Origin of the sequence: Paenibacillus sp. FSL P4-0113, assembly GCF_038009305.1 — a bacterium.
Taxonomy (GTDB): Bacteria; Bacillota; Bacilli; order Paenibacillales; family Paenibacillaceae; genus Paenibacillus; species Paenibacillus polymyxa_D.
In genome coordinates this window covers 2390517-2411137 of record NZ_JBBPAZ010000001.1, presented here as the reverse complement: position 1 = coordinate 2411137, position 20621 = coordinate 2390517, and the positions used below count along the sequence as shown (strand labels likewise).

At 47.7% G+C, this 20621-nt stretch carries 21 protein-coding genes and 1 riboswitch; of the genes, 15 read left to right on the top strand and 6 right to left on the bottom strand.

Features of this window, described 5'->3' with window-relative positions; all coding sequences use genetic code 11:
• Positions 1 to 163 precede the first annotated feature (163 nt).
• Positions 164 to 317: riboswitch (cyclic di-AMP (ydaO/yuaA leader) on the top strand.
• Between the two features lie 413 nt (positions 318 to 730).
• Both MKX46_RS10120 and MKX46_RS10115 read left to right on the top strand, forming a co-directional pair.
• Entirely contained in the window at positions 731 to 2071 is a 1341-nt protein-coding gene (locus tag MKX46_RS10120; RefSeq protein ID WP_029518249.1) for a TrkH family potassium uptake protein, read from the top strand.
• Between the two features lie 18 nt (positions 2072 to 2089).
• On the top strand, positions 2090 to 2767 hold the full coding sequence (locus MKX46_RS10115; protein ID WP_023990146.1) for a potassium channel family protein: 678 nt from the start codon (positions 2090 to 2092) through the stop codon (positions 2765 to 2767).
• Positions 2768 to 2772: 5 nt separating this feature from the next.
• On the opposite strand, the gene MKX46_RS10110 is transcribed toward MKX46_RS10115, so the two are convergent.
• Positions 2773 to 3678: a LysR family transcriptional regulator gene (locus tag MKX46_RS10110; protein ID WP_069012626.1), complete on the bottom strand. Its 906-nt coding sequence runs from the start codon at positions 3676 to 3678 to the stop codon at positions 2773 to 2775.
• A 226-nt stretch (positions 3679 to 3904) separates the two neighbouring features.
• Between MKX46_RS10110 and MKX46_RS10105 the strand changes: the two genes are divergently transcribed.
• From MKX46_RS10105 to MKX46_RS10075, 7 genes are all read left to right on the top strand, one after another.
• Positions 3905 to 4579, top strand: a complete 675-nt coding sequence (locus MKX46_RS10105) for a succinate dehydrogenase cytochrome b558 subunit (protein ID WP_069012627.1) — start codon at positions 3905 to 3907, stop codon at positions 4577 to 4579.
• A 94-nt stretch (positions 4580 to 4673) separates the two neighbouring features.
• The gene (gene sdhA, locus MKX46_RS10100; protein WP_039272682.1) at positions 4674 to 6419 is read left to right on the top strand and encodes a succinate dehydrogenase flavoprotein subunit; all 1746 of its coding nucleotides are present in this window, start codon (positions 4674 to 4676) and stop codon (positions 6417 to 6419) included.
• An 18-nt stretch (positions 6420 to 6437) separates the two neighbouring features.
• Entirely contained in the window at positions 6438 to 7205 is a 768-nt protein-coding gene (gene sdhB / locus MKX46_RS10095) for a succinate dehydrogenase iron-sulfur subunit (protein WP_039272681.1), read from the top strand.
• Positions 7206 to 7376: 171 nt separating this feature from the next.
• On the top strand, positions 7377 to 8186 hold the full coding sequence (locus tag MKX46_RS10090; RefSeq protein WP_069012665.1) for an aminoglycoside N(3)-acetyltransferase: 810 nt from the start codon (positions 7377 to 7379) through the stop codon (positions 8184 to 8186).
• A 64-nt stretch (positions 8187 to 8250) separates the two neighbouring features.
• Positions 8251 to 9195, top strand: a complete 945-nt coding sequence (locus MKX46_RS10085; RefSeq protein WP_069012628.1) for a metallophosphoesterase — start codon at positions 8251 to 8253, stop codon at positions 9193 to 9195.
• A 104-nt stretch (positions 9196 to 9299) separates the two neighbouring features.
• A complete protein-coding gene (locus MKX46_RS10080) occupies positions 9300 to 10040 on the top strand; it encodes a metallophosphoesterase family protein (protein WP_318628009.1) in 741 nt (246 codons plus the stop codon).
• A gap of 51 nt (positions 10041 to 10091) precedes the next feature.
• Positions 10092 to 10700 carry a GNAT family N-acetyltransferase gene (locus tag MKX46_RS10075; protein ID WP_340886316.1) on the top strand — a complete coding sequence of 203 codons (609 nt, stop codon included), beginning with the start codon at positions 10092 to 10094 and terminating at the stop codon, positions 10698 to 10700.
• 351 nt (positions 10701 to 11051) lie between these two features.
• Here the strand turns inward: MKX46_RS10075 and MKX46_RS10070 are convergent, their stop codons facing one another.
• On the bottom strand, positions 11052 to 11930 hold the full coding sequence (locus tag MKX46_RS10070; protein ID WP_341071217.1) for an NAD-dependent epimerase/dehydratase family protein: 879 nt from the start codon (positions 11928 to 11930) through the stop codon (positions 11052 to 11054).
• Positions 11931 to 12193: 263 nt separating this feature from the next.
• Between MKX46_RS10070 and MKX46_RS10065 the strand changes: the two genes are divergently transcribed.
• Complete coding sequence (locus tag MKX46_RS10065; protein ID WP_238437842.1) at positions 12194 to 12466, top strand: alpha/beta fold hydrolase; 273 nt, start codon at positions 12194 to 12196, stop codon at positions 12464 to 12466.
• A 37-nt stretch (positions 12467 to 12503) separates the two neighbouring features.
• On the opposite strand, the gene MKX46_RS10060 is transcribed toward MKX46_RS10065, so the two are convergent.
• The 3 genes from MKX46_RS10060 to MKX46_RS10050 all read right to left on the bottom strand — a co-directional run bounded on the left by MKX46_RS10060 (position 12504) and on the right by MKX46_RS10050 (position 15172).
• Entirely contained in the window at positions 12504 to 13244 is a 741-nt protein-coding gene (locus MKX46_RS10060) for a GTP pyrophosphokinase (RefSeq protein ID WP_165148567.1), read from the bottom strand.
• Between the two features lie 155 nt (positions 13245 to 13399).
• Positions 13400 to 14209, bottom strand: a complete 810-nt coding sequence (locus MKX46_RS10055) for a histidinol-phosphatase (RefSeq protein ID WP_029518259.1) — start codon at positions 14207 to 14209, stop codon at positions 13400 to 13402.
• Positions 14210 to 14269: 60 nt separating this feature from the next.
• Positions 14270 to 15172, bottom strand: a complete 903-nt coding sequence (locus MKX46_RS10050; RefSeq protein ID WP_023990132.1) for a LysR family transcriptional regulator — start codon at positions 15170 to 15172, stop codon at positions 14270 to 14272.
• Between the two features lie 429 nt (positions 15173 to 15601).
• Between MKX46_RS10050 and MKX46_RS10045 the strand changes: the two genes are divergently transcribed.
• The 5 genes from MKX46_RS10045 (at position 15602) to MKX46_RS10025 (ending at position 20384) form a co-directional block, all read left to right on the top strand.
• Positions 15602 to 16060, top strand: coding sequence for a chemotaxis protein CheX (locus tag MKX46_RS10045; protein WP_029518260.1), 459 nt, complete (start codon positions 15602 to 15604; stop codon positions 16058 to 16060).
• 39 nt (positions 16061 to 16099) lie between these two features.
• Positions 16100 to 16879, top strand: a complete 780-nt coding sequence (locus MKX46_RS10040; RefSeq protein ID WP_029518261.1) for an SDR family NAD(P)-dependent oxidoreductase — start codon at positions 16100 to 16102, stop codon at positions 16877 to 16879.
• Between the two features lie 122 nt (positions 16880 to 17001).
• Positions 17002 to 18393 (top strand): DEAD/DEAH box helicase, encoded by a 1392-nt coding sequence (locus MKX46_RS10035; RefSeq protein WP_029518262.1) that lies wholly within the window; start codon positions 17002 to 17004, stop codon positions 18391 to 18393.
• Positions 18394 to 18411: 18 nt separating this feature from the next.
• Positions 18412 to 19158 carry an ABC transporter ATP-binding protein gene (locus tag MKX46_RS10030; protein WP_013311782.1) on the top strand — a complete coding sequence of 249 codons (747 nt, stop codon included), beginning with the start codon at positions 18412 to 18414 and terminating at the stop codon, positions 19156 to 19158.
• A 2-nt stretch (positions 19159 to 19160) separates the two neighbouring features.
• Complete coding sequence (locus MKX46_RS10025) at positions 19161 to 20384, top strand: ABC transporter permease (RefSeq protein WP_039272674.1); 1224 nt, start codon at positions 19161 to 19163, stop codon at positions 20382 to 20384.
• Between the two features lie 111 nt (positions 20385 to 20495).
• Here MKX46_RS10025 and MKX46_RS10020 read toward each other — a convergent pair whose 3' ends face one another.
• Positions 20496 to 20612, bottom strand: coding sequence for a hypothetical protein (locus MKX46_RS10020; RefSeq protein WP_023990126.1), 117 nt, complete (start codon positions 20610 to 20612; stop codon positions 20496 to 20498).
• Positions 20613 to 20621: the final 9 nt, after the last annotated feature.

Below are 20621 nucleotides of genomic sequence, written 5' to 3'. Positions count from 1 at the left end.
AAAGCACTTTAAAGTTCCAATAAAATAAGATAAGCTGCGATTAAACGATGCCCATTCGCAAAATAAAGCCAATTTCACGTTTTTTCGACGAAATCGGTTTTGTGATCTGGATATAGAAGGATTATAATCTTGAGGCAATGCCTATAAAATACATAGGTAATGATATACAGTTGAGCCGAATTTCTATGGGAAAACGGGGGAACCATGTTACTGGGGTGAATTTTACAGCCGATCACTGGTGGATCGGAAGTGTAAATAGGGCATACTGTGCTGCCCGAATCCGTCAGCTAACCTCGTAGGCTATGAGCAGGAACCAAGTCAGGCACTCGGTTTTCCGGTGTCTTTTTTTGTGCGTATAAAAGTGTTTGGATTGGTTAGATAGACCGCTGCGGGTGCAGATTATTCTTCCGATTGCTGTTATCCCCGGATTTTTTGATTGTATACCCCCTTTAATGGTTAAAATCCGGAGATAAAGGCAAACGCTTCGCTTCTTCAGAACAATTCTGCCCCCTTCGCTACTGCCCGCCAATAGCACAGGGGGCCGAGTAGTGCTTGACATGCATTCTTCCTGTATTCAGGGAATGCTAATTATAGTTAACTAAGGTTTGGAAAAATCAAAAAATTCAGGGGCAACGACGATCGGAAGATCAAATGGAACGCGTAGCGAGCTTACACCGTATTAAATCACTGTTTTTATAGTTTTAAGGATTAGGAGAGAAGTGATGAATAGATGAATCCCAATGCAAGCTGGCTCCGGCTTTCTCCACCGCAGATATTCGTTGCGGGCTTTGCCATTATCATTCTAATAGGTAGTTTATTGTTAATGCTGCCGATCTCCAATACAACAGGAAAGCCACTTGCGTTTATAGACGCTTTGTTTACTGCCGCTTCCGCGACCTGTGTTACAGGGCTTGTCGTAAAGGATACGGGGACCTTTTTTACAACCTTTGGTCAAGTTGTTATCGTGGCGCTCATTCAGATCGGCGGCCTAGGCTTTATGACCATGGCTACCTTGATTGCACTGGTGTTCAAGCGTCGGATTTCCCTGCGGGAGCGTCTCATTTTGCAGGAAGCGATGAATCAGACTTCTGTAGAGGGAATTGTCGGGTTAATCCGTAAGGTATTACTGTACTCACTGGTTATTGAAGGCGTATGCGCTACGATATTCTCGGTTCGCTGGTCCTTTGATATGCCCGTAGGCAGGGCGATTTATTTTGGAATCTGGCATGCCATCTCCATGTTTAACAATGCTGGTTTTGATTTATTCGGTGAATTTCGCAGCTTGACAGGTTATGTATATGATCCGATTGTTAATTTTACAGCCATGTTTTTGATTATTTCAGGCGGCATTGGTTTTGTAGTGATGTCAGACCTGGCAGAATATCGCAAGCGCAAGAGACTGTCCTTGCATACCAAGGTGGTACTCAGCATGACGGGCGCTATGATTGTAGTCGGCACGCTCGTGATTTTTGTATTTGAGTTTACGAATCCGAAGACTCTCGGCTCGCTTGATTGGGGTGGTAAGCTATTGGGATCTTTATTCCAGTCCGTTACTCCCCGTACCGCAGGTGCCAATACCTTGGACATTGCAGGCTTGCGGCAGGCTACGCAGTTTTTTATCATCATACTCATGTTTATCGGGGCTTCTCCTGGCTCTACTGGAGGCGGGATTAAGACCACAACATTCGCCCTGCTCATTGGAGCGGTGATTTCGATGCTGCGGGGGCGGGAAGATATTGTACTGTTCAAGTACCGACTTGCGCAGGGACGAATTTACAAGGCTTTGACCATTACACTGCTGGGGTTGCTGTTCGTGATCGGGGTGACGATGATTTTGTCGGCAACCGAAGATCATCATTTTCTGATGATCTTGTTCGAGACGGTATCTGCGTTTGGTACGGTGGGGCTGTCGATGGGGCTTACACCTGATTTGACAGTCATAGGCAAGCTGGTGATTACCCTGACGATGTTTGCAGGTAGACTGGGGCCACTCACGCTAGCTTATGCACTGGGGCCGAAAAAGGGTAAAGAATTATATCGTCATCCGGAAGGTAAAATGATTATAGGATAAGGGAGTTTTCGAGTAGATATGAAGACGCAGCAGTTTGTAGTTATTGGCTTGGGGCGGTTTGGCTCAAGCCTGGCTTTGCAATTGGTGGATATGGGGTGCGAGGTGCTAGGCATTGACCGGAATGAGGATGTTGTGGACAGTATGAGTGAGATGTTGACACATACTGTCGTGGCGGACGCTACCGATGAAGACTCGTTGCGATCACTGGGCATCCGTAATTTCGATTGTGGCATTGTTGCTATTGGTGATGACATTCAGGTAAGCATCCTCACCGCCATTTTGCTGAAGGAGCTGGGTGTGAAAAAAGTCGTAGCCAAAGCCATATCTGTGCTGCACGGGCGTGCGTTAGAAAAGCTCGGTGTGGACCGGATTATTTATCCAGAACGGGATATGGGTATCCGGGTGGCTCACCAGCTAGTCACGCCTAATTTGCTCGATTATTTGGAGTTGTCTAAGGAATATAGTATTGTGGAACTCAATGTACCTGCATGTCTGAATGGCAAAACGCTAGCAGAGCTAAATGCCCGTACCCGCTTTGGTTGTAGCGTCGTGGCGCTTCATACGGCGAATGGTATCCTGATCGCACCGACGGCTATGGATCGATTAAAAGCCGACGATATTATGGTCATCATCGGCTCGAATGATAATATCGGCCGCTTTGAGGATGAGGTTGTTAATGTTAATGAAGAGGGCTAAACCCTTTACACCATACGGTAGCCTGCAAACGACGCACGTGTCTCGCTAATCCAGCGTCGTGCTGTCGGACCGAGATCGGTCGTCTCCGAGTAAATGAGGGAGGTCGTTCGGCGTGTCTCCTTCAAATCGGGCAAGTACAGTGCAGTGAGTCCATTATCCCGTAATAGTTCGCTGCGCAAATAGGATTTGGGTAGCAAGGCAGAAGCCTTACAGGTTGGAAGCAGGCGTACAATTGCCTCGAAGGAGTCGATTTCCATGCGGATATCCGGCATGATGCCGCTGCGCTGGAACAAGTCATCCGTCAGACTGCGATACCAGGTTCCTTTGGAGAAAATAATCATCGGCAGTCCTTGCAGATCTTTCATCGAGGCCGTTCCTGTCTTGACGGTTAATTCATGTCCAATGGAAACAACGAGCTCCAAATGATCATCAAATAGCGGAATGCAACGCAGTCCGACTTCATGAATGGCAGATCCGACAATACCGGCGTCTGCTTTTTTGTCACGTACAAAGGCGACGATTTCATGGGTTTTACCGGTGAGCAGCTTCAGCTCGGTTTGAGGATGCTTGCTCATAAAAGCTTCGACAAGGGTAGGCAGCGTTGTCTGGAGTGTCGTGAGACTTGCGCCGAGTGTAAGCATACTCTGGGCTTCATTTTTGTGCTGGGAGAGCTTTTGTAAGAAGCGAAGCTGTCGTTGCCGTTGCTCTAGTGCGAATGTATAAACAAATCGGCCAGTGGACGTAATTTCGAGCCGTTTGCCCCGACGATCAAAGAGATTCACACCCAGCTCGTCCTCCAGCTTGGCAATTTTGCGGGACAGGGCGGGTTGGGACAGATTCAGCAGTTTGGAGGCTTTATTCAGGCTGGACTGCTCGACAATGACGGCAAAAGCGTTCAAATCCTCAAACAAATCATCCACTTCCTCTCTATATGCAAAAAAGACATAATAATTAATACGTATATTGCAATTCCATTATAAGCCGAAAAGGAGTAACATGAAAGCGACACAAGATGTTCACACTTTTGTTTTTCCTAATAAGGGACACCTTGTTGGACATTTCCTGTCGGGAACTGTCATTTTATATGTTATATTACTATTGAAAACGCTATTATTGGGAGAAGGGAGCATGACCTAGATGAGAGGATTTTATTCCAGAAAGCTGCATTCGCTTCTTGGCGTCATTCCGTTGGCTCTATTTTTTGTTGAGCATTTGGTGACGAACTTCACAGCGGTGGAGGGCGGCAAGGAAGGATTTAATCGCAGCGTGGCCTTCCTGAATGGTTTGCCGCTGGTTATTGTGCTAGAAACTTTATTCATCTACTTGCCATTACTGTTCCACGGAATTTATGGCTTGTATATCGCTTATCAGGCTGACCCGAATGTAAAAAGGTTCGGCTATTCACGTAACTGGCGCTTTCTGTTCCAGCGTATTTCCGGCGTCATTACGTTTGTATTTATTATCTGGCACGTATACGACACACGCTTTCAGGTCGCTCTGGGTAATGTAACCCATGAGGAGCTAGGCGGCGTCATGCATGGCATCGTGACAAACCCGGTTTATTTTATTTTGTATTTAATCAGTGTCGTTTCGGCATCCTTTCACTTTGCTAACGGACTGTGGGCATTTATGGTCAGTTGGGGGATTACTGTGGGACCACGTGCGCAAAAAGTATCTTCTTATATCTGTATGACCCTATTCGTGGTGGTGTCTATCGGCTTCATCGCTTCCCTGCTTGCATTCCGCAGCGCGGAATTTCAGGAAACAGCAACTGCCTTGGTGCAATGCAGTACTTTTAAACAACTACTGTAAATGAGTCATATCCATTATACATTGTGTTGAAATTCTATTTTCAAACGTAAAAGGGGATTTGGTTAAAAATCCTGAAAAAAAGGAGTGAGCAGAAATGGCAGCATCCAACATTATTGTCGTGGGCGGCGGTCTGGCAGGTCTAATGGCTACGATCAAGGCGGCAGAGGCGGGAGTTCACGTTCATTTATTTTCTTTGGTTCCGGTCAAAAGGTCCCACTCCGTTTGTGCTCAAGGTGGCATCAATGGTGCGGTAAATACCAAGGGTGAGGGAGACTCCCCCTGGATTCACTTTGATGATTCGGTCTATGGCGGGGATTTTCTGGCCAACCAGCCTCCGGTAAAAGCGATGTGCGAAGCGGCTCCGGGGATCATTCATCTCATGGACCGCATGGGCGTCATGTTTAACCGGACACCGGAAGGACTGCTGGACTTCCGCCGCTTCGGCGGTACCCAGCATCATCGGACCGCCTTTGCTGGTGCGACGACAGGACAGCAGCTTCTGTACGCTCTCGATGAGCAGGTACGGCGCTGGGAATCTGCGGGTTTGGTGACCAAGTATGAAAACTGGGAGTTTTTACAGGCTGTACTGGATGATGAAGGCATCTGTCGAGGGATTTGCGGGCAGGATTTGCGTACGATGGAAGTGAAGACTTTTGCGGCGGATGCAGTTATTTTGGCATCTGGTGGGCCCGGGATTATTTTCGGTAAAACCACGAATTCCGTCATTAATACGGGCACAGCTGCCGGTGCGGTGTATCAGCAAGGCGTACGCTATGCGAACGGTGAGTTTATCCAGATTCATCCGACGGCTATACCAGGTGATGACAAGCTGCGTCTCATGTCCGAGTCGGCACGGGGAGAGGGCGGTCGTATTTGGACGTATAAGGATGGTAAGCCATGGTATTTTCTCGAAGAAAAGTATCCAGCTTACGGAAATTTGGTCCCTCGCGATATTGCGACACGTGAAATATTCAGTGTATGCGTTGATGATGGACTGGGTATTAATGGCGAGAACATGGTCTACCTCGATCTGTCCCACAAGGACCCGAAAGAGCTGGATGTAAAACTGGGCGGCATTATTGAAATTTATGAAAAATTCGTCGGTGATGATCCGCGCAAAATTCCGATGAAAATATTCCCGGCTGTTCATTATTCAATGGGCGGCATGTGGGTCGATTACAATCAGATGACCAATATACCAGGCCTGTTCGCGGCTGGTGAGTGTGAATTCCAATACCACGGAGCGAACCGTTTGGGTGCGAACTCGTTGCTGTCAGCCATTTACGGCGGGATGGTGGCTGGACCTAAGGCTGTGGAATATATCAAAGGCTTGAAAAAATCTGCACAGGATACAGCGTCCTCCGTATTTGATGCCGCAGTCAATCAGCAGACGGAGAAGTATGAGCGTATTTTGCATATGGACGGAAAAGAAAATGCCTATGTTCTTCATAAAGAGCTGGGCGAGTGGATGACGAACAACATGACTGTGGTTCGTTATAATGACAAGCTGGAAGCTACGATCCACAAGATCAAGGAGCTGAAGGAGCGTTATTCTAACATTAACATCAATGACGCTTCGCGCTGGAACAATGCGGGTGCGGCGTTTACACGGCAACTGTGGAATATGATGGAGCTGGCTGAAGCGATGACCAAAGGTGCGCTGCTGCGCAACGAAAGCCGTGGGGCTCATTACAAACCAGATTTCCCGGATCGCAACGATGAGGATTTCCTGAAAACGACGATTGCGGACTGGACACCGGAAGGACCACAAATCTCGTATGAAGCGGTGGATGTTTCGCTGATCAAGCCGCGTATTCGGGATTATTCCAAGAACAAATAACGGAAGGGAGTGTATTAGATGTCGGAGCAAGCAGTGAAGTCGAATAAAACGGTGAAGTTCGTTGTGACCCGTCAAGCTGATCCTAAAGCCAGTCCCTATACGGAAGAATTCGAATTGGCTTATCGTCCGGGAATGAATGTGATTAGCGCGCTGATGGAAATTCAGCGTAATCCGGTGGACAGCCACGGTAAAGAGACGGCTCCGGTGTGCTGGGAGTCGAATTGCCTGGAGGAAGTATGCGGAGCATGCTCCATGGTGATTAACGGCAAGCCGCGTCAGGCCTGTGCAGCGCTCGTCGATAAGCTGGAGCAGCCGATTACGATCGCGCCGATGAACACATTCCCGGTAGTTCGGGATTTGGTCATCGACCGCAGCCGGATGTTTAATGCGCTCAAGAAGGTCAAAGCGTGGATTCCGATTGACGGTACCTACGATCTGGGCCCTGGTCCTAGAATGGCTGAGAAAAAGCGTCAGTGGGCGTATGAGCTGTCCAAGTGCATGACCTGTGGTGTCTGTCTGGAAGCTTGTCCGAACGTCAACGAGAAGACGACGTTCATCGGACCTGCGGCGATATCTCAGGTTCGCCTGTTTAACAGCCATCCGACAGGGGAAATGAATCAGGAAGAGCGGCTAGAGGCGTTGATGACAGACGACGGGCTGGAAGGGTGCGGGAACTCGCAAAACTGCGTACGCTCTTGTCCGAAAGGTATTCCGTTGACCACTTCTATTGCCGAAATGAACAAGGAAACGACCAAGCATATGTTCAAGCGCTGGCTGACTGTATAGCACTAGACAGCGAATAGGTTATGCCCAAACAGGCTTTTTCTCAAACTGGAGAAAGCCTGTTTTTTGCGCTCAGGAATGATGGAGGGTAACATGGAGGAAGGAGCGCGGGATAGCAGTTATGGTATAATTATGGTATTGTGTATCGTTTTTGGAGAAAAGGAGGCTGGACAGGTGACTGTGCAACCGATAACGAATCGACCTGTCACTAGGTCGGATGTATTGAAGGGATTAGAGGATCTGGGGGTTCGGAGCGGCATGACATTGCTTGCTCACTCGTCGATGCGCAGCTTTGGACGCTTTGTTCCAGGCGGGGCCTCGGTCATTCTTGCCGCACTAACCGAAGCAGTTGGCCCGGAAGGGACGCTGGTGATGCCGACACAGTCACATGACTTGACTGATCCCTCGACTTGGATGAACCCGCCTCTGGATGAGTCATGGTGGGAACTGGTACGCGAGGAAATGCCCGCTTATGATCCGGCCTGGACGCTGACCGGAGGGATGGGCGTCATTGTAGAAACGTTCCGTGGCCTGCCGGGAACCAAGCGCAGCGGGCATCCGCATGTTTCTCTGGCGGCACGTGGACCCACAGCTTCGGAATTACTGGCAGCTCATGAGCTCGACTTTGGACTGGGTGAGCATTCGCCCTTGGCGAAGCTGTACGAGGCAGATGCTTATGTAGTGCTGTTGGGCTGCGGACATGACAGCAACACGTCCCTGCATTTGGCGGAATATCGAACAGCCTACAATGGACGTGAAGTGATCACCCATCAAGCTCCTATGATGGTGGATGGAGCAAAAGCGTGGGTATCTTTTCAGGATTTTAATATTACCTCAGATGACTTTGAGAAGCTGGGACTTGATTTTGAACGGGACTGTCCCTCAGCTTTTACGCGGGTGAACATTGGGGAGGCTTCATGTTTTTTCGCGAGGCAACGTGATTTGGTAGACTATGCGGAGCAGTGGTTGTCCACCCATCGCTAAAGCTTCTGGACGGTAAGAATTCGAATAAGTGAGATCAAGGAATAGATCGCAAGGGGGAACGCATATGGAGAAGACGCCGCACACCCGCCGCGAGAGTCAGGATGGCCCGCATCAGGGGGCCGCTATCCCTCCCGGTTCTTCGCGGCGTTCCGTTTCAAATGAACCAGCCAATCCTTCGCGCCGCCATTTTTTGAAAAAAGCGGCTTTAGCCACAGCCGGAACCGCGCTTCTAGCTGGAGGATATGCTTCCTTATGGGAGCCTAATCATTTGGAAATTACACGCTTCAACTTGTCTATCCCTCGTCTTCCGTCTGCTTTTGACGGAATCAGGGTCGTACATTTTAGTGATGTGCACTTGGGTTTTCACATGGATGAGCAGGATTTACGCGAGCTTGCGGACCGGATAGCAGGTCTGAAGCCAGATTTGCTCTGTTTTACAGGCGATATTGTGGATGATTATGCAGTATCCATGAAGGCTGCTGTTCCAGTTATGGCTTCTATGCACGCCACACTTGGCAAATTTGCTATTCTGGGCAATCATGATTATAGAGGCTTACCCGCCGGAGTACAGGAATTGTATCCGAAAACCGGGTTTACGTTGCTGAGAAACGAGCATGCGATTGTAGAGCGCGCGGGGCAGCGTGTAGCCATGGTCGGTTTAGAGGATAACATTATGGGCAAGCCCAATCCGCAGCGTGCCATCCACGGACTACCTGATGAGATGTGCAAGCTCCTGCTGATGCATGAGCCGGACTATGCAGATGTGGCGGCGCAAATGTCCTTTGATCTTCAATTGTCGGGGCATACGCATGGAGGACAGGTTCGCTTGCCGGTCATTGGAGCGCCAATGCCGCCTCCGGGTGGACGCAAGTACATCCAGGGATTATTTCATGTGGGAACGGAGAGAATGCCGCTATATGTTAGCCGAGGCATTGGCATGACACATCTGCCGATTCGCGTGCTGTGCAGGCCGGAGCTTAGTGTCATTACACTAAAATCCGGCCAATAGGCCATGATTTTTTTTCATCTTCGTCATATAGTTTGGAACTACATAAAGATGGCTTGAATGTAGTGTAGAGATGTAGTCGTTTCGGACAAAGGAGTGAGGTTCAGATGGATCGTATTGCTGTCATTTCAGATATTCATGGCAATTGGCCTGCCTGTGAGGCGGTGCTGGAGGATATTGCTTCCCGAGGCATTAGCCGTGTGTTTTGTTTGGGGGATCTGATCGGCAAAGGGCCTAGCCCGAGCGAGGTTCTGGATGCTGTCCGTCAACGTTGTGAAGTGGTCGTGCGGGGGAATTGGGATGAGCTGGTCAGTATTACGGATGATCTCAATTTTAGCTGGCAAGCCGAGCGCTTGGGGGCAGAACGAGTGCAGTATTTGGCACAGTTACCGTTTCATTATGATTTCAGAATGAGCGGACGCCGTATCCGTCTGGTGCATGCCTCGCCGCAAAGTGTGTATCACCGTGTGCAGCCATGGGATGAGCCGGAAAAACGGCTTGCCATGTTCGATCCGTTAGCAGAAGAAAATGGAAAAGTTGCTTTTGCTCCGGATGTTGTGGGATATGGTGATGTGCACAATGCTTTTATCCAGCATTTTCAGGGAAAAACACTTTTTAACGTCGGCAGTGTCGGGAATCCGTTGGATGTTACGCAGGCTTCCTACTGCATTTTAGAGGGGGAGATGGGAGAGGAGCAGCCTACGTCCTTCTCCATTCATTTTGTACGTGTACCTTATGATATAGAACTGGCGGTAAAACAAGCGGAGGAAGCTGATGTGCCTTCTTTGCCGTATTATATTCGAGAGCTGCGTACAGGAATTTACCGCGGGATTCAGGAACTGGATTAAGTATGGAAACATTCATTTCTAAAAGCCAATCCATCCGCAGGAGGGAACATTGTGCTGACCAGAGAAATGCTTCGTCTTGGGCTACCGGAGCTTTACACCCGCCGAGTCCGATTGCGCCAGCTAAGAACGGAGGATTATCCCGCGCTGGAACGGATCCTATCCGATCCATTGGTGATCCAATATGTGAATCGAATTCGCAAGCCAGTCTATGCACGAATGCGGCGTCTGGTTGCGCAAATTAAAATTTCTTCCGATTCACTAGATTCCCTGCATTTTGCGGTGGAATGGCATCCGAGAAATACAGAAGAAAGCAATCTACTTAGTGAATCCAATGAGCTTACCTCTTCACCGTTGCTCGGTATCGTCTCTTTTCAGCAATGGAATGAAAGAACGGGGGAGGCGCAATTGGGCTATATTCTGGATCGTCCTTTTTGGGGACAGGGGCTGGGTACAGAAGTGGTGGGAGAAATGTTGAATTTTGGTTTCGGATCTTTGAAGCTCCATCGGATCGAAAGTCGTTGCCAAGAGGATAATCAGGCTTCTATGCGCGTGCTTATGAAAAATAAGATGCGCCTGCTGCGTACCATTGGTGCTTATGATCCCTCAGGAGTGGTACCAAGTGTATTGGTATTTTCGATAACCCAAGGGGACTATGCATAGAAATGGAAGTGGAATATTTTGTTACAAAGATGAAATATAACTGCAAAACAACTCTAACACAGGACGGGTACAATACAGACATGACCCCCTTTTGAATAATATATGTTGCTGGGCCCGACGATTCGGGTCCTCTTTTTTTGTTATCCTATAGTAGGGCCTTCTCTATTTCTGCGGAAGCGAGTAGCCTTCTTGCCTTGGCTGTGCTCAGTTATATTTCAATTTGTTACAAAAATGAAATATAACTGCAAAGTTACTTTAACATAGAGTGGGTACAACATAAACATGACCCCCTTTGAATCATATATATATTGCTGGGACCCGAAGCTTCGGGTCCCCTTTTTTTTGTGATTTTTAGGAACGGGTCAGGCTGGTTATCAGCTCTGGAAGCCATACATTTAGGGAGAGAAATGAGTACCCCTCTGACTGGGCTTTGGACGTATCCATGTACCACGATTGTGTAATACCAAATGGAGACATGTGCTCGTCTGCTGTTTTTTCTTTCATCACAGCTTGTTTTCCAGTTACCTGCTCAATGATCGAAATGATCTCCCCAATCCTCACTGTACCGTCGGAGCAAGCATTTACAGGCCCTGTTAAAGGAGTGTGACCAAGCCAAAACAGAAAATCTGCGGCTTCATCGGAACGAATAAATGAGATTTGTGCTGCGGCATTAGGTACTCCGATTTCTGTTCCTTCACGAACATGCTCGATATGAAAATGAAGTCTTTTCGTATAATCGTCTGTCCCCAATACAATTGGAAAACGAACAGCAACTACAGGAAATGTAGCTTGCTGCATAAAAACTGCTTCTGCCTGCCGTTTAGCCTCCTGATATGTAAAATCGTCTTTCCCGCCCTTGCGAACCGGGTAAGCTTGAGGGTCAAAGATGCTCTCTGTCAGCACTTCCGGTCTCGAATCATAGACGGATAGGCTGGAGGTCACGATATACCTCTTGGCTTTAGCATCAAAAATGCGGCAGGCTTCGCTGGCTTCATCAGGAGAAAAGCAAATATTATCATAAACAACGTCCCACACTTGCTCGCCTACTGCCTTAGCGAGCGCTTGCTGGTCGGTACGATCTGCACAGATCCGCTGAACGCGGTCACCGAACGAATCGCTTGTTTGGCCTCGTGTGAGGATGGTAACGGAGTTCTCGGAACTCTCCAGCAGACGTTCCACCAGTCTCTTGCCAAAAAAGCGCGTTCCACCCAGTACAAGTATCTTTTTCATACTTACATCACTCCTTCTGAAATGGTTTTCATTTATATTAAGATAGACGGACTAATGAATGTAAAAGATACAGGACGCAATGAAAAAAAGGAGGATCATATGCCATACGTAGAGATTCAGGATTTAGAAATGTATTACGAAAAAATGGGTACAGCTGCGAGGCAATGTGGCTTTATATTGTGCGGTGAAGCACCCTCAAATGTTTGCGACCGTTACGACCATAGGCTGTAGTGGAGTCGCATGTCCTGAGGGGGCAGATGAATTTGATTATGCGTCAGAGCGCACAGGATTGGCGCCAATATCCGCAATTGACACGTAGTGAGTTAAGTAGCATTACGTGCCCTGCATTATTTATCGCGGGTGAACATGACGATTTCGCCACAGAAGAGCAACTCCTGGAATTATGCTCAGGGGCCCAAGACTCACGTTATCTAATTGTTCCGGGTTGTAGTCATCGACCGCACATGCTTAGAGAGAAGCCGATCTTAATCAATGATTCTATTCTTTCATTTTTGAACAAACATGCGATTCGTTGAACCAATCATTCGCATAGCGGTGGAGCACCGCCTAATCCTACTCTCCTAGAAGCTTCAAGAAATTGGCCGGCACCGTAATTTGCTGATTATTAATCATAATCTTCCGAAGCTCCTCCATGGAGTCCTCTTCACCTCTAGCGTCTTTAATCTCCTTAATTTCACGATGCAGTCGCTCCATTTGGAGATCTAGCGCATTAGCGGAGTCTGCTGCGTTCTTTAATTCACGTGTCAGACTTTCGGGAACGGACTGGTTGTACTTATAAAATATTTTATGCTCCAGGCTGGCCCAGAAATCCATCGCAATGGTTCGAATTTGCACCTCTACGCAGACTAGCTCCTCACAATCCGACATGAATACAGGAACTTGAACCAGCAAATGCAGGCTCTGGTAACCGTTCGGCTTGGGGTTCTTGATGTAATCCTTAATTTCCAGCACCTTCAAGTCACTTTGTCTCTGAAGCATGTTACTGACATCATAAATATCAGAAATAAAAGAGCAAGTAATACGCAAGCCGGCGATATCCTTGATATGATCTTTGATAGCATCCAGCGATAACTCGCTATGTTTACGAATCATTTTATTCATGATGCTCTCAGGAGATTTAAGGCGTGATTTGGTATGCTCAATAGGGCTGTAATCGTGTAATGCCTGAAATTCCTGCTTTAATATTTCAATCTTGGTTTCCATTTCGTCGAGCGCAAATTTATAGATTAGCATAAATCGCGTGATGTCATGCTTTAGCTTTTTAAATTTGTCCATAGGATCTTCCAAGTGCATATGTAATTCTCCTCACACATAGATGTCATAATCTTGCTAAGCATTCGCCTTTGCAATGGAATTATTACCTTATAAATTACAATCCCCAACAATTCCATTGCAGCAGCGTTCGTAAGATCAAATGATTTGCGGAGAGGCAATTCCCACCTTGAATTTTAAAGCGCCACAGAAATTTTACGTTTTTCTTTAAAATAGACCCATTCCCGGAAGCCGATATCCTTCAGCATTGCCTTTACTTCTTCCCAGTCATCGCCTACCCGCGAAGGTTTATGGGCATCCGAACCAAAAGTAACCTCCACACCAAAATGGTGCGCTCTTTCTAAAATAGAAGCAGACGGGTACCATCCGCCACTCAGTTTGGTTTTACCCGAAGTGTTAATTTCAATCGCCACATTGGATTCCGCAATTACCTGCAAGGTTTCATCAATGGCTTCATCAGCAGGAATGTCTGAAAAGGCTGGAAAGTTCCCCTTCATTGCGTCAATATGGCCTAAAATCTGAAACATGCCGCTTCGCGCAGATTCCTGAATGAGCGCATAGTAGGCTTGTTTGACCTCGATTTTACGAGCGTCGCTTAATTTGTTCCAACGGTTACGGTTAAAAATGCTGTCCCCTTCGACATTGTGAATCGACCCAATGAGATAATCAAATGGATAAGGAGCCAGAGTGGAACGATATAATTCAGCAAAATCAGGAAAATAATCCGTTTCCAATCCGAGGAGCACGTCAATACGTCCTTCGTATTCTTTTTTAAGCTGTTGTACCTCTTCTACGTATTCAGCAAGCTGTGATTTGGCCATATAAATTTTAGGAAAAGCCTGATCCTGTTCGCTGCCCAGGAAAGGGGAATGGTCCGAAATACCAATCGCTTGTAAGCCCGACTGAATGCCTGCTTCAATGTAATCTCGAATGTTTCCGTCTGCATGACCGCAGCGGAAATGATGGGTGTGCAGATCAAATTTCATAGCCTGTCTTCCTTTCGTAATCAGGGTTTATATTGCGTATGTTGTTCATAGCGAATTACGTTATTCAGAACTGGTGAAATTCGTCTCCGGCATCCCCTTCAGATCACTTAAAAATTGCTGCATGGCTGAGTTTAGATATCGGCCGGATTTATAAATCACTCCTACCGGATGACTAACTTCCAGCTCAGGAATATGGATCATTTTTAATGTGCCTGCACGCAGTTCAGAAGTGACCGATAGTCTGGAAATAATGGCCGCACCGAGATTAATTTCGACCATCCGTTTGACTTCCTCACTGCTGGACAACTCAATCACGACATGAGGCACGATTTGGTGCTTTTTAAATACATCGTCTACGAATTTTCGTCCCACCGTATCAGGAGAGAGCAGAATCAGCGGAATTTCCCGAAGGGCTTCAATGGTAGCATGTGGTTGTGAAGCCAGCGGATGAGTAGGAGACACGACTAGCTCAAAGGAATCGTAATACAGAACCGAAGTGCTTAAATTAGGATTACGTTCGATCAGATAGCCGATGCCAACATCAATAAGTCCGTTCTCCACCTGCTGATAAATCATGGAGGAAGCCATGGATTGAATGGAGGTTTTGATGAGAGGGAACTGATCCTGAAAGTAGGAAAGCACGCGCGGTAAAATTTGAATAGCGATGGATGTTGTGGTACCCAGCGCAATGTGACCCTGTGGTGTTTCGTTTAGATCGTACAATTTTTGTCTTAATTCCTCAACAACCTCTAATATGCGCTCGGCATGTTCCAAAAAAACAGCTCCCCGGTCGGTCAGGGTGACAGGCTGGTTGCGGTCAATCAGGATGGTTTTGAACTCATCCTCTAGACTTTTAATTTGGGCGGACACCGCCGGCTGCGTCAAATTGAGAAGTTCTCCGGCTTTGCGGAAGCTCATCGTTTTGGAAATCATGATAAGTGTTTCGAGTTGACTGATGTTCATGAAGTTCCTCCTCTCTTTTCTTAATCTTATCGCAGCTGTATAGAATGAATATTTTTAGCCAATCCATAGGTTCATATGTAAAACCGTCGTTATGCTTTATTTCATTAAATTATAGGTTATTCGAGCAGGAAGGGCAATGAATCGAAGCAGAGCACCTTAAAGTGTGGTATATTGGGAAATAAAGACTAAAGTCCTGATATCCTTCAAAAATAATCAATCTAAAACCGGTAAGAAGTAAAGATATAGGACATTATTCACATTTTTTGTGGTTTAGCTATAAAAAATTACCGGGTAGCTGTCGATAAGTGATATAGAGAGCATTTTAATGAGGATCGATTCGTTTTACAGTAATATTTAATTAAAAAATTCTAATTTAAATGGGACTTTTGTTGTGTGTCTAAAAGCCCATCGTAAAGGGGCGCTTTGATCGTGAAGGCAGAAGTGATAAATCCTTTTTTGGAGTCGGCGCGACGGGTCATTGAACAATTGATCCAAGTATCTCCTTCATCCGGAAATCTTGGTGTGAAAAATGTCGAGCTGGTGGACGACCACATCTGGATTATGATCGGGATGACCGGACAGCTTAGCGGAAATATTGTGTTCGGCCTGAATGAACAGGTGGCGCTACGTATGGTATCAGCGATGATGGGCGGATTTGTGTTGACTGAAATTGATGAGATGGGAAAAAGCGCAATTTCAGAATTGGGCAATATGATTAGTGGTAATGCCAGTACGATTTTGTCCAGTCAGGGAATTGTCGTGGATATTACGCCTCCGCAGGTCATGAAATCAGAAAACTTGACCACTTTTGTGCCTCAGCGTGCCCTTTATATTCCGCTCACGGTGGAAGGAATCGGTGAGCTGGATATTCAGGTGATGATCTCTTAATATTAAAGGAGCAAGTTTCTTTAATGTGGAGGGATGAGCGTGAGTATACTACAGGACAAGATAGTTGTGATTACAGGTGCATCTAGTGGGATTGGCGCCCTTTGCGCTCAGTTGTTAAGCGAAAAGGGCGCGATTCCTATTTTAACAGCACGCTCGCAGGAGCGACTGAAGCAAGTATCTGCGGGAATCAGCGGCAGACATGAGCTTATCCAACTGGACGTCACCCGCCAGGAGCAGGTAGAGGCTGTTGCAGCACGAGTATTGGGACAGTACGGACGGGTCGATATATTACTTAACAATGCAGGCTACGGAAAGTTTGAGTATTTTAATGAAACCGACCTGACGGAGTTTGAACAAATGATGGACGTGAACTACATGGGTGTTGTTCGCTGCATCAAGGCGTTTCTGCCACAAATGACAGAGCGGGGTCTTGGACAGATTGTCAATGTAGCATCAATGGCCGGGAAAATCGGGACAGCCAAATCGTCTTCTTACACGGCGACGAAGCATGCTTTGCTCGGTTTCAGCAATGCGCTCCGGCAAGAGCTGCGCGGGAGTGGAGTGACTGTAACGACGATTAATCCGGGGCCGATCGACACACCGTTTTTTGAGTTGGCAGATCCTTCAGGAGGATATGTTCGAAATGTAAGCTGGTTTATGCTACAACCAGATAAGGTAGCACGGCATATCGTAAGAGCGATGGAGCTTCGCAAGGAGGAGGTTAATCTGCCACGGTGGGTATCTCCTTTTCTCAAGCTGTATCAGTTAGCTCCCAGACTGACCGACAGGCTGGGTCATGGGGTGATGAATAAGAAATAAAAGATGTCCCGTAAGCCATTAGCTATGGTGAGGGACATCTTTTATTTTTGTGATTTGGTAACAGGGCTATTTTCGCATATAATGGAGAGTAACGAATTTACGTATAGGGGTTGGACCTTTTCATGACATTGAATTTTGAATCGCTCGGCGTTGAACAAGATCTGTTGGACAAACTGACTGAGCATGAAATTACACAGCCTTCGCCAGTTCAGGCAGAGGCTATACCGGAAATAATGAAGGGAAAGCATGTATTGGCGCGCTCACAAACTGGCACAGGCAAGACACTGGCTTATTTGCTGCCGCTGTTGCAAGCGATTGATCCGCAGAAAAAGGCTACGCAAAAGCTGATACTAGCTCCAAGCCAGGAACTGGCCATGCAAATTGTACGTGAGGGTCAGCGCTACGGTGAGCATCGCGGAATCCGTGTACTCGGTCTGATTGGTGGGGCGGCTATCAAACGTCAAATCGAAAAGCTCAAGGATCATCCACAGCTTGTCGTGGGCACACCAGGACGTGTACGGGAACTCATCGCTTCAAAAAAGTTGAAAATGCACAATATTACAGCCATTGTTATCGATGAGGTGGATCAGATGTTCCAGCTCGGCGGAGCAGGCGATGTAACCAATATATTGGGCACCGCCCAACGCGATCGTCAATTGGTATTCCTGTCCGCAACGCTGAACGACGAGATTCAGTCGCTGGCGAAACGGGAGATGCGTGAATACGTAGAAATTGGGATTGATCCCGACCAGAAGACGGCCAGTGGACTGGAACACTATTACTTTGTATCTGAAGAACGGGATAAGGTGGATATGCTGCGCCGTCTGGTACGTCATTTTAATCCGAGAAAAGCGCTGGTGTTCGTGAATACAACCAATGCCATCGGGGAGATTGAGGCCAAGCTCAAGCATATGGGGCTGACTACGGCATCCTTGTATGGAGATGCGGATAAAGTCACGCGTAGCAATGTGTTGGCCCGATTCCGTGAGGACAAGCTCAAAGTGCTGGTCGCTTCGGATGTGGCAGCCCGTGGTCTGGATATTGAGGGCCTTGAAATGGTTATTCATTTTGATCCGGCTACGGATAGTCAAGCTTATGTTCACCGTGCAGGACGGACAGGACGGATGGGACGCAAAGGATTGGTGGCATCGGTTGTCACTGACCGTGAAACGTTCATCATGCGTAAGTTCTCCCGTGAACTGGGCATTGACATCGCAGAGCGTGCGTTGCATGGAGGTCGAGTAGTTGTGCCGCGTCCGGCGGATGCCAAGCGTGCACCTGTAAGACCCTCCGAGGCTAGATCCTTATCTAACGGAGCATCGGCGGAGGACCGAAAGGCACCTGTTCGTGCCGAAAACGGACGTCCTGGCAGGAATTCCGCGAACGGTTCAGCTCCAGGCAAGAGCAAAGGTGCAGCCTTGTCCAAAGCAGGAAAAGCACAGCGCGAGCGTGATCGCAAAAACAAGGGTGCACCAAGATGGCTGAAGGAAAAAGGATCAAAACCGAACGAGTAAGGGAGAAGAGGGGGAGCCATGGAACAACAGCCTGTGTTGCAAATTAACGGACTGACCGGCGGATATAGCGCCAAGCGCCCGGTGTTGCATCAGATTTCGCTGGATGTGAAACCGGGCGAAATGGTAGGACTGATTGGTCTGAACGGGGCCGGGAAAAGTACGACCATGAAGCATATTTTGGGCCTGATGACACCGCAGGCCGGAGAAATTCGTGTGCAGGGGCATAAGCAGGATGAAAATCCCGAGGAATATCAGGGAGCCATTGCTTTTGTACCTGAATCTCCAGAGCTGTATCCTGAAATGACGGTGATGGAGCATATGGAATTCACGGCCAGAGCGTACGGAGTTAGCGAAGCAGATTTCCGCACACGCAGTGATCAAATGCTGGACTTGTTCCGTATGCGGGATAAAAGTGGAAGTATGTCGATGCACCTGTCTAAAGGGATGCGCCAGAAAGTGATGATTATGTGTGCATTTTTAGCGGGACCGCCGTTGTATGTCATAGATGAACCTTTTTTGGGTTTGGACCCGCTTGGTATTCGTTCCCTGCTTGACTTTATGTTAGAGATGAAGCGTTCGGGTTCGTCCATTCTACTCAGTTCTCATATTTTGTCCACGATTGAAAATTATTGCGATCGTTTCATTGTACTTCATCAGGGTGCCATCATTGCGCAGGGTACGCTGGACGAAGTGACAGCACAGGCGGGTAAGCCGGGCATGCCGCTGGAAGATGCATTTTATGAGCTGGTACAGGGCAGGGAATGAGCATGGATTTGCAACGTCTGCATAAAGAAAGACGTGTAGCGTTCTGGGGACAGGTGTTGCCTTATCTGGGCTATGTCATTCAGAGCGGTCTGGCGGTGGTGTTCGGCTTTGCACTGATTGCCTTTGCCGCATGGTACACGTCGCTACTAATGCATACTCCACCGGATTTGCCCATCCGCTGGATCATGCTTATTGTGGCTATTCCGATTGCTCATGCGAGCTTTCGTACGTATTTAAACGCAGCGGATATTGTTTTTCTCCGTCCACAGGAGCACGCAATGCACTATTATTTTAAGGCCAGCCGGATTCGGGGTGTGGTGTATAAAATATTCGGTTTGCTATTGCTGTCTATTATAGTGTGGCCGCTGTATATTCGCAGTGATTCCGCGCCTAAGCCGTTGCTACTGACCCTGCTACTGTTCGTGCTATTAAAGCTGCTATTCAGCTACGGCGGCTGGCAAGAGCTTCGTATGGTATCGATTGGCGGGAGTATAGGCTATCGTCTGCTTCGGTGGGTGTTGGCTGTGCTGATGGTAGCCGCATGGCTATGGCAGCCTCCACTACACAGCGTACCATTTATCATATTGGTCGGTGTGGTGTACGTGCTTGTTCTGCGTTTTCCGGTCAAGCTGCTAGTGGCTTGGGAAAAGCTGATTCGTACAGAGGGTATGCAGGCTGCTCGGGTGATGCGCACTTTGGGCTGGTTTGTCGATGTGCCCGCCCTTACGCAGAGAGTGACGCCGCGCCGTTGGCTATCCTGGTTGGGAGGTAACATACCTTGGAACAGAAGGGGAGCGTATCGTTATCTGCTGTTTAAGACGTTCCTGCGCACAGAGCCAGCAGGTATTGTCATTCGGCTCGGGATTCTGGGGTTGTTAATTATATATATCACCCATGCTAGTTGGATTGGTATTGCAGTATATTTATTTTTCATATTCCTCATTGGTGTACAGGTCACTTCACTAAGGCAGTATCACAAGGATTCGTTATGGCTTCAGTTGTATCCGATTCCTGCGCATAGTCGTCGTGCGTCTTTTCTCGACTTTGTTGTTCGGTTGACGTTGCCGGCTGCTGTGGTTCTGTGGCTTCCTTTTCTGGCAAAGGGAACGGAAGATCTACTGTCTACACTGCTCACGTTGCTTGGGGGAGTTGCAGTAGTGTTCCTGCTACGAGGCGCTCAAGCCAAAAAATGGCGTTTGGACGGTCAGGATGAAGAAGAAGTGTGATTTGTATCTATGTGAATAAAGTAAAGGCTAATTCGCAGGCAGCACTTGCTGCTTGCGAATTAGCCTTTTTTTGTACTGCTATCATAGCCGTGGGTGCAGATATCCGTCAGCTTATATAAAGATCGTTTTGCTGATGATAACTAATAAAATGAACAGTACCAGAATTGTTCCTGTGCTTGTGAATGCGCCGTAACCACCGTAACCGCCTCTTGTTTCTTCTGCTCCCATGCTCATTCT